Here is a 12,562-nt window from a genome sequence, read left to right as displayed (position 1 = left end):
CCGCAATGACGTCCTAAGGGGGACTTCCTTACATCGAACTCAGGTTACTTAAGTCGCATGGCGTATGTTTTGACATTTTGTCGCCATTTGTGTCTTCACAATTGGCCCATTTCTGGTGCTGTGAAGGCACAACTTATAGCTCAAGTGATCTATTTGTTTTTATGCGATCTAACTAAATAAATAACCCTCTAACCTTACAAGAAGAAGATTCCCGCGATGTATTGGGAATTTCGTTTAGCCTTTGAGACAGCTTCTTTGCATAGGGGGTAACAGCTGTTTATCTATTACAAGGGCGTATATCTTATCTTGTTATAGTTTTATATTTTCTTAATAACCGGCTGCAGCATCATCGCCTCTTGGGTCTGCACCAGCTTCCAGTCGGCCGACAGGCAAAACCAGTATTGCATCAACCCGGCCCATGGCTCCACCTTCATTCATGGTGTGGCCCATTTTTTTGAGTTGAGCAACCACAGCACTATCCAGGCCATTGCGCTCGTATCTTACCTGGTCGGGTAGCCATTGATGGTGAAAGCGAGGGGCTTCTACTGCCTCCTGCATACCCATTTCAAAATCGACTACATTGAGAATGGTTTGAAAAACAGAGGTGATAATCGTACTTCCACCGGGTGTTCCTACAACCATAAATAGTTTGCCATTACGGGTTACGATTGTGGGCGTCATAGAGCTGAGCATGCGTTTTCCTGGTGCAATGGCATTTGCTTCACCGCCAATTAGTCCGTACATGTTCGGTTCTCCGGGCTTAATACTAAAGTCATCCATTTCATTGTTGAGCAAAAAGCCGGCACCGCCTACAAATACTTTAGAGCCCATACCTCCATTGAGGGTAGTGGTTACGGAAACCGCGTTTCCTTCTTCGTCTACCACCGAAAGATGGGTGGTTTCTTCACTCTCATAGGCCATGGGTTGGCCGGCCTGAATTTGCGCACTTGGTGTAGCCACATTAGGGTCGAAGTTTTTCATTCGCTCGAGGGAATAGTCTTTAGACAGCAAGCCTTCTCTGGGCACATCCCAGAAATCCGGATCGCCAAGGTGCTTGGCCCTGTCGGCATAAACTCTGCGTTCGGCCTCTACCATGGCATGTACTGCAGCCACACTGTGAAAGCCCGACTTTTGTAAGTCCAGATTTTCTACGCTATTGAGAAGTTGCGCAAGCGCCACACCTCCGCTCGATGGTGGAGGCATGGAAATGAACTCATAGTCTTTGTAACTTCCCGTTATGGGCTTGCGCCACGCGGCCTCATATTGTTCCAGATCTTCCAGCGAAATCAGGCCATTGCCGCGCTCCATTTCTTCCACAATGAGTTGGGCAGTTTTTCCTTTATAGAATCCATCTCTTCCCTCATCTCTGATGCGGATTAGCGTTTCGGCCATTTCCTCATTCCTCACAGTGTCGCCTTCTTTCCACTCGCTGCCTTCATTGGCCAGAAAGAAATCGGGCAACACGGTATTGTATTCAATAAATGCCTCTCGGTTACTATTTAGTTTTCCTGCTTCACGTGCTGTTAAAGCCCAGCCATTGGCCGCTATGTCTATAGATGGTTGTACCAATTCAGCCCAACTTAGTCGTCCGTATTTCTCATGGGCAGCCGCTAGTCCAGCTACGGTTCCGGGTACTCCGGCCGCCAGGTGGCCACGGGTACTGGCTCGGTCTATTACCTCCCCATTGGCATCCAGATACATATCGCGTCCTCCGTCCAGTGGAGCTTTTTCGCGGTAATCGAGAGTAGCAATTTCGCCATTGGCCATTCGGCTTACCATAAAACCACCGCCTCCAATGTTGCCTGCTCCGGGATACACAACCGCCAGGGCAAGTTGGGTAGCAATAGCAGCATCAACAGCATTGCCTCCTTTTTGGAGAATGGATTTACCAACCTCTGAAGCCAAAGGGTGGGCTGAGACCACCATTGCTTTTTCGGTAATAAGACCTCTCTTTACGGTAGCCTTTTCTGCGGGGCCTGCACAGGCCCACAGACAAAGCACTAATACTAATGATGCTGCTTTTTTAATCATGTGACTATTTTTTACCAATGGTGTTTTCGAAAAGCTTGAAAATTCGCTTGTACTCATCTGTCCAGCTCGATGGTTCCGTAAAACCGTGGTTTTCAATAGGGTATAGGGCCATTTCCCAATTGTCTTTACCCAATTCTATAAGTCGCTGAGCCAAACGTACCACATCCTGGAAGTGTACATTGGTATCTACCATACCATGGGCAATAAGTAGGTCTCCTTGTAGTCCTTCGGCAAAATAAATGGGTGAGCTTCGTTTAAAGGCAATGGGGTCTTCTACGGGAGTGTTCAATATGTTGGAGGTGTACCCGTGGTTGTAGTGTGCCCAGTCGGTTACCGAACGCAATGCTGCTCCTGCGGCTATCACATCGGGGTGTTTGAACATAGCAAAGAGGGTGATAAATCCGCCATAGGAACCACCGTACATGCCTATTCTTCCAGCTTCGACACCGTGTTCGCGCATTAAATAACGAGCTCCATCAATTTGATCGGAAAGATCTTTACCTCCCATATGTCTGTAAATACCCGTTCTCCAATCTCTTCCATACCCGGAACTAGCTCTGTAGTCGATATCCAGCACGGTATAGCCTTTGGCCATGAGCATGTTATTGAACATAAACTCCCTAAAGTAGGTGCTCCACCAGAAGTGTACATTCTGGAGGTAACCGGCTCCGTGTACAAATATTACGCCTGCTCCATTGGGGTTTTGAGGCTTGTATAGCCTGGCATGTACATCGGCTCCATCTTCTGCCTTAAAGGTGATTACCTCCGGTTGATGCCAGTCGTATTGCTTAAAACCATCGCGAAGACTTTCGGTAAGTTTTTTAGGTTTTGCTCCGGGCTTATTGTCCTGAACATAAAGTTCGGTGGGTTGGTCGATGTATGAGTATTCAATAGCCAGGGTTTTTTCATCGGGAGAAAGGGTTACGTCATTTCCACCGTCAACCGAAGTGATTTGGGTTGGGGTTCCTCCACGTACTGGCAATGAGTAGAAGTGTCTTATGCCCGGGTGTTTCATATTGGCATGGAAGTACCACTTGCTGCCGTCAGATGAAAGGAAAGGGTTGTATACCTCAAAATTGCCGTTGGTCAATTGCTTGGTTACTCCATTAGACAAATCGTGAATGTATAGGTGAGAGTATCCTGTTTTCTCTGACTGGAAGTATATGGTTTTATTATCGGGTAAGAAACCAAATGTGCCTGAGAAAGACTCACTACCTATTCCCGGGCCGGCAATCCATGCCTCATCTCTTTGACGGTCTATAGTAATCAGGTCGCCTGTTTCAGGAATAAGGCGCATAATCCAACGGTCTTTGTTATCGTGTGCTCCAAAGTGAGCCACAGCATATTTGCCATCGCCAGACCAGATGATATCGTTGCCCGATACATTTCGGGGTTCTTCTTTCCATTCTTTATCCGGATAGTCTTTCACATAGTCAGGCAAATCGGTAATACCCGGCAGCTTCATTTTGTCTACCATATAAAAGGTGTCTGCGGCTATGTTGTATATACCTATTTCGGAGTAGCCTTGCTCACCGCCTACCTTGGGCCGAGTGTTAATGTCGGTGGTATAACCGCTAGAGGTTACATAGTTTGGTACAATCGTGTTTTTAGCTCCATTTTCCGGAGAATGATAAACCATAAAGCTCACAAAACGGCCATCAGGCGAGAGTTGAATATTTCTTACATTTCTCAACTCAATGGTGCTGCGTCTGTCTTCCGACTGTCCAAAGTCGCCACCAAAGAAACCGGAAAAGTTTCTGCGAGGTCTTCTTCTCTGTTCGGCCAAATATTCTGATGTGTTCAACTGGTCATCGCGCAGCCAATTGTCTTGCTCTCTGTTGCCTTCCGATCTGCCAATGTTTCTGGAAGAACCATTGTCTTCATCGGGGTTGCGCTCAATAAGGAAGTTAGTCAGTTGCTTCATTAAGCCTGTTTCAGTATCGATGCTGAAAAGGTTGTCATCGGCAATGAAGGTAATGATGTGATCCTTGTGAAAACGCGGATTCGATTCACGCGAGTTGGTTGCGGTGAGTCGTGTTTCTTTATCAGACTTTAGTTCCTTAATGTAAATATCACCGCCCTTTGCATATACAATTTTGGTTTTGTCGCTATTGAACTCGTAGCTGGAGGGCCAACCATCGCTGGTATCTTCAATGGCTTCGGCTTCACCACCGTTCTTACTGATTTTGAAGGCAGAAGAACGTCCGTCAGCATCCGGGTCCCAGTAAAAATAAATGTTCTTGCTGTCTTTAGACCAGCTTACCCGCGAAGGTGAGGTGCCGATAAATTTTTCGGGCGCCTGCATGATCTCCTCTACTGTGAGTTGCGATAGTGGCTTGGTTTGGGCACTTAGCCATACCGCGCAAATAAAAAGCAAACTAAAAAGTCCGAATTTTCTCATGTCTCAAATAATCTTTAACGTGATTGTCAAACATAAATAAAATGCCCGCAAAATAGACCTTAAATTGTGGTGGATGGTTAAATCTTGTTTCGTCCCCATCTGGGACAACTTGTCCAAATATGGTACATCACCGGGCTTTGGTGTAAAACCGTTTGTGCCTTTCGAACCTCGCTCATAACTTTTTGCCTTTTGGCACAGTTAAAGCTGTTATTGAGGAACATTCGTGAGTTATGACAAAGAGAATACTGGTAGTAGAAGATGACCAAAGCACGCTGAAGGCCGTAAAGTTCCTCCTAAGCGATTATTATGAAGTGGTGACGGCCGGAAATGGGGCAGAGGCTATGGAGTGGCTGAGCGACAGCGACTTACCAGATTTGATTATCACTGATATAGAAATGCCGCGTATGTCGGGGCTTGAAATGATTGAGGCATTGGACGATGATCTTCGATTTAGCCAGGTACCGGTTATTGTAATGAGTTCCAATTGCTATAAAGACAGTTGTCTGGAGCGTGAATACGCCAACTATTACGGATGTCTGGATAAGCCTTTGGTGCCTTCAGAATTATTGCTCAAAATAGAAAAGGTCTTTCTGGCCAAAGCTTCTTAGCCTTCTTCCATTTCTTTCAAATAGCGGTATATACTTGATTTGCCAATTCCCAGCTTTTTAGCTACTAGCAGCACGTTGTTATCGTACTTGTCTAAAAAGTGCCTGATAATTTTGAAGGTATAATCGCGAAGAGTCATTTCTTCAAACAAAAACTGTCCTTCTTTTTGCAAGCTGTTAAAGGTGATGTCTTCAGCTTCAATCTCATTCTCTTCACACATAACCGCTGCTAACTCTACCACCGACTTCAACTCGCGCACATTGCCCGGAAAGGGGTATGAGATAAGTTTGTTTTGAGCTTCCTTACTCATTTTTACAGCTCCAAGCTTATTTTCTTTTGCAAATTGCCTGAGCAGGTGCTTGGCAATTAGAATAACGTCCTGACCACGCTCTCTAAGTGGAGGTAGCTCAATAGGAATACCCAACAAACGATAGTAGAGGTCTTCTCTGAAATTGCCCTGTTTTACTTCTTCGGCAAGGTCGCGATGAGTGGCTACGATTACACGTACATCGAACTTCACTACTTCGTTTCCACCAACCCGGGTTAGTTCTCTTTCCTGAAGCACGCGCAATAGTTTGGCCTGCAGGTTGATGTCCATCTCCCCAATTTCATCTAAGAAAAGTGTTCCGCCATCGGCTTCTTCAAATTTCCCTTTCCTTCGAGCCAATGCACCGGTAAAAGCTCCTTTCTCATGACCAAATAGCTCACTTTCAATCAGGTTTTCCGGAATGGCAGCAATATTGACTGCCACAAAGGGTTTCGATTTTCTGTCTGAATTGTGGTGTATGGCTTTGGCTACAACTTCTTTTCCCGTACCTGTTTCTCCTGTAATACTCACGGTAATATTGGTCTTTACCGCCTTGTTCATCATTTTAAACACCCTTTTTATAGCCGGGCTTTCTCCAATGATGGTATTCTCGAACTCGTATTTTTGATTGAGTTCTTCTTTAAGTGTGGTGATTTGTTGGGTAAGAGACGACACGCGCTTGGCATTGTTAATGGCATTGAGCAGCCGGTCTTTGGTCTCATTGTCTTTGGTTATATAGTCATAGGCCCCATGCTTTAACAGGGTCACAGCCGTATTGATACTTTCTTGTGAAGACACCACAATGACCTGAATTTCGGGGTCGTATTTTTTTATGGCCTGTAGTACCTCTTTGCCCGAAATATCGGGGAGAGAATAGTCTAGTATAACTACTTTGGGGTTTTCATGAAGATTGTCGATGCAAGACTTGCCATCTTCAAAGGCGTGTACTACATGGTCTGGGTTTAGTTCGGCTATGTAACGAACCAATTTCATGTATAAGGGGTCGTCTTCGACCACAAAAATGCGCACCGTTTCGGGTGTATAATTCATGTGTTAACTATCTGGCTGTAGAGAAATGTATAAATAATTTCACGTTTGTTCGGCATCAAGCACTAAGAATTATACCACTCAGCTTTGGTTTAGTTTTCATTATTGCCTGCTTTGCCTCTTTACTAAACGAGGGCTTTTTGCCTTAACTTTTTACAGTTCAGGTAGCGAATATAAGGACTGCCCAAAAGCTTTTTAATTATTTTTGGACGAAATATACACTTAACCCTTCAAAATGATAATTGCGGCAAACCCCGACCAATTGGTGAAGCCTCGTAAAGGAGAAACCCGAGTAGGAGAAACCATGATTTTCTTAAAAGCCAAAGACTGGCAGGCTGCTTTGGGTAAACTCAAAAAAGAGGTTCGGTTCTGTTTAATCGGTATTCCGGAATGTGTGGGAGTAATGGGCAATCATGGCCGACCAGGAACTCAACATGCCTGGGATTGTTTTCTTAGGGCTTTTTGCAATATACAAAGCAACCGGTATCTCCGTGGCAATCAAATATGTGTGCTGGGAGCTGTGAATATTGACGCTATTCAGGAAAAGGCCGATGCGCTCGATTCCGCATCGGACTATTATTTTCAGAAACTGCATTTGCTTTGTGAAGAGGTAGACGAGATGGTTGAAAATGTACTTACCGAGGTGAAAGCTGCAGGGCTTATTCCCATTGTAATTGGCGGAGGGCACAACAATAGTTACCCCATAATAAAGGCTTGTGCGGCCGTGGCTCACAAAAAGAAAGTAAATGCCATTAACCTGGATGCACATGCCGATTTTCGGGCACTGGAAGGGAGACATAGCGGCAATGGTTTTTCGTATGCACGGCAGAAAAAATGCCTGAATCGTTACTTTGCCTTTGGTCTGCATCAGTCGTACAACAGTGAGAATATGCTGAAATCGATGGATGCGGACGAGCAGGTGAAGTATTCTTTTCTCGAAAATATTACCTACCTGGAAAGTATGTTGGCCGATGCTGTTTCTTTTGTTGTTGACGATATGATAGAGTGTGGTATTGAAGTAGACATGGATGCTATTCGTATGATGCCCAGCAGCGCTATGTCACCATCGGGAGTTTCGCTCGAACAGGCCAGGCTTTTTGTTCGACAGTGTGCTAAGAGTCTTAGCCCTGCGTATTTGCATTTGCCCGAAGCAGCTCCTAACGAGGAGTCCGAAAAACTGATGGTGGGTAAGGCGCTGAGCTATCTGGTGGCCGATTTTGTAAAGGCTATCGTTCACCGATAATTGGTCGATGGAATCGGGTTATCGGTCTGGTTTATGAATCCTTAGTCTGTCCTTTCGGGTATATGTGCACATCGGTTAAACGTAAATGACTATGCGATACATTATTTTCTTTGGACTTCTTATGCTCACTGTTCCATCGCTCAAGGCTCAGAAAATATCCACGCTAGAGATTGTGGGAGTATTGAATAAAAACCAGGCAGAGGCGGAATATTACTACCGCAATAACTGGAAAGTACTGAGGGAGCAGGCCTTAAAAAGCAATTACATTGATAGCTTTGAGTTTATGATTGCCGGGCCTGAAGATGGAAAGCCGGGACATATTGTACTCTTGACTACCTATGCCAACAGAGAACAGTATGAAAAGGCCGAAGAGAATTTTGGCAAACTCATTGAAGCTTTGGGAGGTATAAAGCTGCTCAATGACAAGAAACCGGCAGACTTTAGAAAGTTTATCTATTCGCGAAGTGAGCTGGTTTCCGAAAGTAAACTATAAGTAACCCATGGCCTCCGGTATCTCGTCTATGAGCTGAAAGATAGGCAATGAATCTTTAGTCATAGTTGTACTGCGCATTGCAAAGGCCATGGGTTAATGGTTAGTCTTCTATAATTACTATTTTTTCAATTTTATCGCCTTGTCGTATGTCGTCAATCACCTCCAGACCTTCATAGACCTTACCAAAGCAGGTGTGGTTTCTGTCGAGGTGAGAGGTGTTTTGTCGGCTATGACAAATAAAGAACTGTGAACCGCCTGTGTTACGACCGGCATGAGCCATAGAAAGCACACCACGGTCGTGGTATTGGTTGTCTCCGTCTAACTCACAGTCTATTGAGTAACCAGGTCCGCCATTGCCAATGCCATTGGGACAACCACCTTGTATTACAAAGTTGGGAATTACACGGTGAAAGGTAAGGCCATCGTAAAAGCCTTTTTTAGAAAGGTCTACAAAGTTTTTTACGGTATTGGGAGCGTCTTTCTCATAAAACTCCACTTTCATTAGTCCTTTCTCGGTATGAATTTCTGCTGTCATTGCTTTTTGTTTTATTTAGAACAAAAGTAAACATCAGAGAGAATGTTCAGGCTATCTAACCATACGAAAATCAAATTGATGAATTTTTACCCGCCTTTTCTTGGGGCGGGTATTCGTGTAAACCACATTGCCCCAGATTTTAAAAAGGCGGTTGTGAGCATGAAGCTCAGGTGGTGGAACCGAAACCTGGTAGGGGTGCATTTTGGTGGTTCGCTCATGGCCATGTCAGATGCCTTTTACATGTTGCTCATTTTGCAAAATTTGGGTAAAGAATATATCGTATGGGACAAAGCATCTACCATTCGCTTTAAAAAACCGGGTAGGGGAAAAGTAACCTGTGTTTTTGAGATTAACGATGCCCTTGTAGAGCAGCTTAGATCAGAGGCCGATACGCATGGAAAGACTGAGATTGTGCTTCCTCTCGAAATTACAGACGAAGAAGGCGATGTGGTGTGCGAGTTGGATAAGACTATTTATGTGAGGAAGAAAGAAGTCAGAAATTAACCAGAATAACCTCGGTATCTGCTCTCAGTAAAGATTATCGCCTCAGCGGGAATGACTGGTAGATTAGTTATTAAAATGATATAAGAAGATAAATTCCCCTGTAAAGGCAGGTTTAGGATTGTCTTTAATTTCCAGTGTAACGTTCAGTTGGCACTTGGTAATTCCTCTCAGATCGGCCAGACTACTTAGCTTTACGCGCAAACGTACCTCAGAATTTACCAATACCGGTTGGTTAAACTTCAGTTTCTCAATGCCATAGTTGATCATCATTTTAATATTGTTGATCTCAGCAATCTGCTCCCATAGGTAGGGAAGTAAAGAAACGGTAAGGTATCCGTGGGCAATGGTGCCTCCAAAAGCACCTTCCGACCTGGCTCTATCTTCATCAATATGAATCCACTGATGGTCTATAGTTGCATCGGCAAATGCATTAACCCTCTCCTGATCTACCTTTAGATAATCAGAAACTCCCAACTCTTTGCCAACGTAGGCTTCAAACTCTTTATGGCTATTGATGACAAGTTTAGACATAGTAGCTGTTTTTCGAGGTCAAGATATAAAATACCTCAAATGTAATCGTATATAAAATTCAAAAATAGCAGGCTCATTTCCTTCATTTTTTTACATGGATTGTACATTACCAGACCTGTGTATAGGGGCGATCCAATCACTCCAAACCAAAGGGAGGTATGCAATGCATGCCTTACTTTTTGAATATGAGTAAATTAGAAGTTTAGTGTAAGCTGTTGACCTGCTTTTGCCAACTCTCCTTGCTCACCTTCAAAATTACTCAGTGTAACACCCAATAAGCGCACCCCAATTTCGAAATCGGCAGGATCTATATTGTCCAAAATACTGAAGGTGTGCTGTGCAATGTCTTCCAGCGTTGCCAGAGGCTTTTCATAGGTTTGGCTTCTGGTTATTTGCCGGAAATCGCTGAACTTAACCTTTAGGGTAAGTGTCTTTCCCCATTTGTCAGCTTTTTTCAGGCGGTTATAAACGGTGAGTATAATGGAGTCCAGTGCCATTTTTAAATCGGTGGGTTCTTTCAAGTCATGATCAAAAGTGTTTTCAGCTCCCAGCGATTTTCTGATTCTGTTTGGGTTTACTGGCCGCTCATCGTTGCCCCGAACAATATTGTAGTAAAAGGCACCGCTTTTGCCGAAATTGGCCATGAGCGCTTCCTTGCTCCACGCTTTCAGACTTTTGCCATCAACAATGCCAAGGTTTTTCATTTTCTGTGCAGTTACTTTTCCTACTCCAAAGAACTTTTCAATAGGCAACTGCTCTAAAAATAGCGTCACTTTTTCCGGGCCCACCAAGGTGAGTCCGTCAGGCTTGTGGTAATCGCTGGCAATCTTGGCTATGAATTTATTAATTGATATACCCGCAGAAGCGGTAAGGCCCGTCTTAGCTTTTATTTCCTGTTTAATGGCTTTGGCAATAAGTGTGGCCGATGCCATGGCCTTTTTGTTATGGGTTACGTCCAAAAAAGCCTCGTCAAGAGAGAGGGGTTCTATAAGGTCGGTGTACGATTCAAAAATACTCCGTATTTGCATAGAAACTTCCTTGTATCGCTCAAACCGGGGTTTTACAAAGATAATCTCAGGGCACTTTCGGTAGGCCAGAGCAGAGGGCATGGCCGATCTTACTCCAAATTTTCTGGCTTCATAGCTCGCAGCCGCTACTACTCCGCGTTCCCTGCTTCCGCCCACTGCCACAGGCTTGCCACGCAGCTCCGGATTATCGTTTTGTTCTACCGAAGCAAAGAAGGCATCCATATCTACATGGATAATTTTGCGGAGTGTTTTAGAGGCTTTTTCCACGTTGTTGCCGAATTTAGCACCGAAAAGTTAAACTTTGTTGTATCTCAAAGGTTCTGTTTGCGTAACATGAAAAGGTCCAAAAAGATTTTTGTAGCAGTAGGTTTAGTGTTTATTGTAGCTACCATTATTGTGGGCTACGACATTTCCAGAAAGACTTCTTTTCCGGGGTCGAAGAAATACCTGAAAGAGTCTATAGCTCCATCGGATATTGACACTGCTCAAAACAAAGACATGGCGGACACTCTTAAATTGAACTAGGTGAGTAAAGAATCTAAAAGCGGTAAAAAGGTTAATGTTGACCAAATAGACCTGGAAAGAATGGGGGAGATGACGACCCCAAACCCCGGTACCATTGCTTTTCCGCACACGGTTGGTAGTGCACTGATTAAACCGGAAGATAAGGGTAAAATTAAAGGTAGAGCACTTTCGGCCATGTATGACCAAACCGATATGGACATGAAGCAGATCTACGAGCAAATGCAACTGCTCGCAGAACAGGCCAAAACCATACAGAACCGTGTAACGGTATCAGAGCGAATTTATCAGGCCAAAATGAGCTTCGACCCCATTATTGGAAGAACCTACCATTTGTATCAGAAAAAAGATGGTACGGATACGCTTTCGTTGATAGCTCCTGAAGAGTGGGGTAGCCGAAGCCCCTATGAATTTATAGCTACGGTAAAACTACTGGCCGACCACACTTGGGAAGTACTTAAAGAAGGAGAGAGAGGGCTTTAAAAAAAATGTCCCGTTTCAAAGAAACAGGACTTGGAAGTTTTTATTAAAAAGTAGAGTGTCTTAAGTGTTGCTTGAATTTACACATTATTTTGGAAATTCAAGTAAATCTTGTCTTTTATGAGAAAAGACCGTTCACTTCAAGGTCTACTTTTTCCAGCACGTAAGCGTAATCTTCTACATTATTTACAAAATCCAGGTGGTTCACGTCAATAATGAGCAGCTTTCCCAGGTCGTAGCTGCCAATCCACTCTTCGTAATGCTTGTTAAGGTTTTTGAGGTATTCAAGGCGAATAAGCTCTTCATAGTCACGTCCTCTTTTCTGAATGTTGGCCACCAGTTTGGGAATGTCAGCCTTTAGATAAATAAGTAAATCAGGTGGCTGCACGTGTTTAATCATAGACTTGAACAAGTCCAGATAATTGTTGTAGTCGCGTTGCGAAATGTAGCCAGACTTATAAAGGTTAGCGGCAAATATATAGCAGTCTTCGTAAATAGTTCTGTCCTGTATGGTGCTACCTTCTGACTCTCTGATTCGTGCTACCTGATTAAACCTGCTATTGAGAAAATAGACCTGCAAATGAAAGCTCCAGCGGGTCATGTCTTCATAAAAATCCTTCAGGTAAGGGTTGTCATCTACCGACTCTAACTGAACGTCCCATCGGTAATTTTTGCCCAGCATTTTAGCCAATGTGGTTTTACCAGACCCAATATTTCCTGCAATAGCTACGTGCATTATTCCATCTTTTTTTACGGTTACTCATTTAGATCGCACTTGTTAGATCCAGTATACTAGCCACAAGCTGTGTCCTCACAGCGTCTTTTAACAGCCAT

The 12,562-nt window shown here is 44.0% G+C and carries 13 protein-coding genes; 6 read left to right on the top strand and 7 right to left on the bottom strand.

Annotated features, from left to right (window positions below; translation table 11 throughout):
* Positions 1 to 327 precede the first annotated feature (327 nt).
* Positions 328 to 2,031 (bottom strand): gamma-glutamyltransferase, encoded by a 1,704-nt coding sequence (gene ggt, locus B3O12_RS13800; RefSeq protein ID WP_286756695.1) that lies wholly within the window; start codon positions 2,029 to 2,031, stop codon positions 328 to 330.
* Positions 2,032 to 2,035: 4 nt separating this feature from the next.
* A complete protein-coding gene (locus B3O12_RS13795; protein WP_189630974.1) occupies positions 2,036 to 4,432 on the bottom strand; it encodes a S9 family peptidase in 2,397 nt (798 codons plus the stop codon).
* Between the two features lie 230 nt (positions 4,433 to 4,662).
* On the opposite strand from B3O12_RS13795, the gene B3O12_RS13790 reads away from it, so the two are divergent.
* Entirely contained in the window at positions 4,663 to 5,040 is a 378-nt protein-coding gene (locus B3O12_RS13790) for a response regulator (RefSeq protein ID WP_189630975.1), read from the top strand.
* Here the strand turns inward: B3O12_RS13790 and B3O12_RS13785 are convergent.
* Positions 5,037 to 6,395 carry a sigma-54-dependent transcriptional regulator gene (locus B3O12_RS13785; RefSeq protein ID WP_189630976.1) on the bottom strand — a complete coding sequence of 453 codons (1,359 nt, stop codon included), beginning with the start codon at positions 6,393 to 6,395 and terminating at the stop codon, positions 5,037 to 5,039. The genes B3O12_RS13790 and B3O12_RS13785 overlap by 4 nt on opposite strands.
* Before the next feature lie 232 nt (positions 6,396 to 6,627).
* Between B3O12_RS13785 and B3O12_RS13780 the strand changes: the two genes are divergently transcribed.
* Complete coding sequence (locus B3O12_RS13780; RefSeq protein WP_286756694.1) at positions 6,628 to 7,635, top strand: formimidoylglutamase; 1,008 nt, start codon at positions 6,628 to 6,630, stop codon at positions 7,633 to 7,635.
* A 91-nt stretch (positions 7,636 to 7,726) separates the two neighbouring features.
* Positions 7,727 to 8,128 (top strand): hypothetical protein, encoded by a 402-nt coding sequence (locus tag B3O12_RS13775; RefSeq protein ID WP_286756693.1) that lies wholly within the window; start codon positions 7,727 to 7,729, stop codon positions 8,126 to 8,128.
* 100 nt (positions 8,129 to 8,228) lie between these two features.
* Here the strand turns inward: B3O12_RS13775 and B3O12_RS13770 are convergent, their stop codons facing one another.
* Positions 8,229 to 8,663, bottom strand: a complete 435-nt coding sequence (locus B3O12_RS13770) for a peptidylprolyl isomerase (protein ID WP_189630979.1) — start codon at positions 8,661 to 8,663, stop codon at positions 8,229 to 8,231.
* A gap of 78 nt (positions 8,664 to 8,741) precedes the next feature.
* Between B3O12_RS13770 and B3O12_RS13765 the strand changes: the two genes are divergently transcribed.
* Positions 8,742 to 9,167 carry a DUF4442 domain-containing protein gene (locus tag B3O12_RS13765; RefSeq protein WP_286756692.1) on the top strand — a complete coding sequence of 142 codons (426 nt, stop codon included), beginning with the start codon at positions 8,742 to 8,744 and terminating at the stop codon, positions 9,165 to 9,167.
* 63 nt (positions 9,168 to 9,230) lie between these two features.
* On the opposite strand, the gene B3O12_RS13760 is transcribed toward B3O12_RS13765, so the two are convergent.
* A complete protein-coding gene (locus tag B3O12_RS13760; RefSeq protein WP_189630981.1) occupies positions 9,231 to 9,698 on the bottom strand; it encodes a MaoC family dehydratase in 468 nt (155 codons plus the stop codon).
* A 194-nt stretch (positions 9,699 to 9,892) separates the two neighbouring features.
* Positions 9,893 to 10,948: a DNA polymerase IV gene (dinB, locus tag B3O12_RS13755; protein WP_229838738.1), complete on the bottom strand. Its 1,056-nt coding sequence runs from the start codon at positions 10,946 to 10,948 to the stop codon at positions 9,893 to 9,895.
* Positions 10,949 to 11,059: 111 nt separating this feature from the next.
* Here dinB and B3O12_RS13750 point away from each other — a divergent pair, with 111 nt between their 5' ends.
* Positions 11,060 to 11,251, top strand: coding sequence for a hypothetical protein (locus tag B3O12_RS13750; protein ID WP_189630983.1), 192 nt, complete (start codon positions 11,060 to 11,062; stop codon positions 11,249 to 11,251).
* A 60-nt stretch (positions 11,252 to 11,311) separates the two neighbouring features.
* Complete coding sequence (locus B3O12_RS13745) at positions 11,312 to 11,731, top strand: DUF2452 domain-containing protein (protein ID WP_286744035.1); 420 nt, start codon at positions 11,312 to 11,314, stop codon at positions 11,729 to 11,731.
* A gap of 115 nt (positions 11,732 to 11,846) precedes the next feature.
* Here the strand turns inward: B3O12_RS13745 and B3O12_RS13740 are convergent, their stop codons facing one another.
* Positions 11,847 to 12,464 carry a deoxynucleoside kinase gene (locus B3O12_RS13740; protein ID WP_189630984.1) on the bottom strand — a complete coding sequence of 206 codons (618 nt, stop codon included), beginning with the start codon at positions 12,462 to 12,464 and terminating at the stop codon, positions 11,847 to 11,849.
* Between the last annotated feature and the right edge of the window lie 98 nt (positions 12,465 to 12,562).

The sequence above is a fragment of the Roseivirga sp. UBA838 genome (assembly GCF_002296035.1).
Classification (GTDB): domain Bacteria; phylum Bacteroidota; class Bacteroidia; order Cytophagales; family Cyclobacteriaceae; genus Roseivirga; species Roseivirga thermotolerans.
The sequence above is the reverse complement of the archived record's forward strand: the minus strand, read 5'-3'. Positions and strand labels throughout refer to the sequence as shown.

Bases quoted from the DNA above. Each gene is read 5' to 3' on its own strand.
- B3O12_RS13750 (WP_189630983.1), top strand. From the start codon at position 11,060: ATGAAAAGGTCCAAAAAGATTTTTGTAGCAGTAGGTTTAGTGTTTATT.
- B3O12_RS13760 (WP_189630981.1), bottom strand. From the start codon at position 9,698: ATGTCTAAACTTGTCATCAATAGCCATAAAGAGTTTGAAGCCTACGTT.
- B3O12_RS13765 (WP_286756692.1), top strand. From the start codon at position 8,742: ATGAATTTTTACCCGCCTTTTCTTGGGGCGGGTATTCGTGTAAACCAC.
- B3O12_RS13770 (WP_189630979.1), bottom strand. From the start codon at position 8,663: ATGACAGCAGAAATTCATACCGAGAAAGGACTAATGAAAGTGGAGTTT.
- B3O12_RS13795 (WP_189630974.1), bottom strand. From the start codon at position 4,432: ATGAGAAAATTCGGACTTTTTAGTTTGCTTTTTATTTGCGCGGTATGG.
- ggt (WP_286756695.1), bottom strand. From the start codon at position 2,031: ATGATTAAAAAAGCAGCATCATTAGTATTAGTGCTTTGTCTGTGGGCC.
- B3O12_RS13780 (WP_286756694.1), top strand. From the start codon at position 6,628: ATGATAATTGCGGCAAACCCCGACCAATTGGTGAAGCCTCGTAAAGGA.
- dinB (WP_229838738.1), bottom strand. From the start codon at position 10,948: ATGGATGCCTTCTTTGCTTCGGTAGAACAAAACGATAATCCGGAGCTG.
- B3O12_RS13775 (WP_286756693.1), top strand. From the start codon at position 7,727: ATGCGATACATTATTTTCTTTGGACTTCTTATGCTCACTGTTCCATCG.
- B3O12_RS13740 (WP_189630984.1), bottom strand. From the start codon at position 12,464: ATGCACGTAGCTATTGCAGGAAATATTGGGTCTGGTAAAACCACATTG.
- B3O12_RS13745 (WP_286744035.1), top strand. From the start codon at position 11,312: ATGGGGGAGATGACGACCCCAAACCCCGGTACCATTGCTTTTCCGCAC.
- B3O12_RS13790 (WP_189630975.1), top strand. From the start codon at position 4,663: ATGACAAAGAGAATACTGGTAGTAGAAGATGACCAAAGCACGCTGAAG.
- B3O12_RS13785 (WP_189630976.1), bottom strand. From the start codon at position 6,395: ATGAATTATACACCCGAAACGGTGCGCATTTTTGTGGTCGAAGACGAC.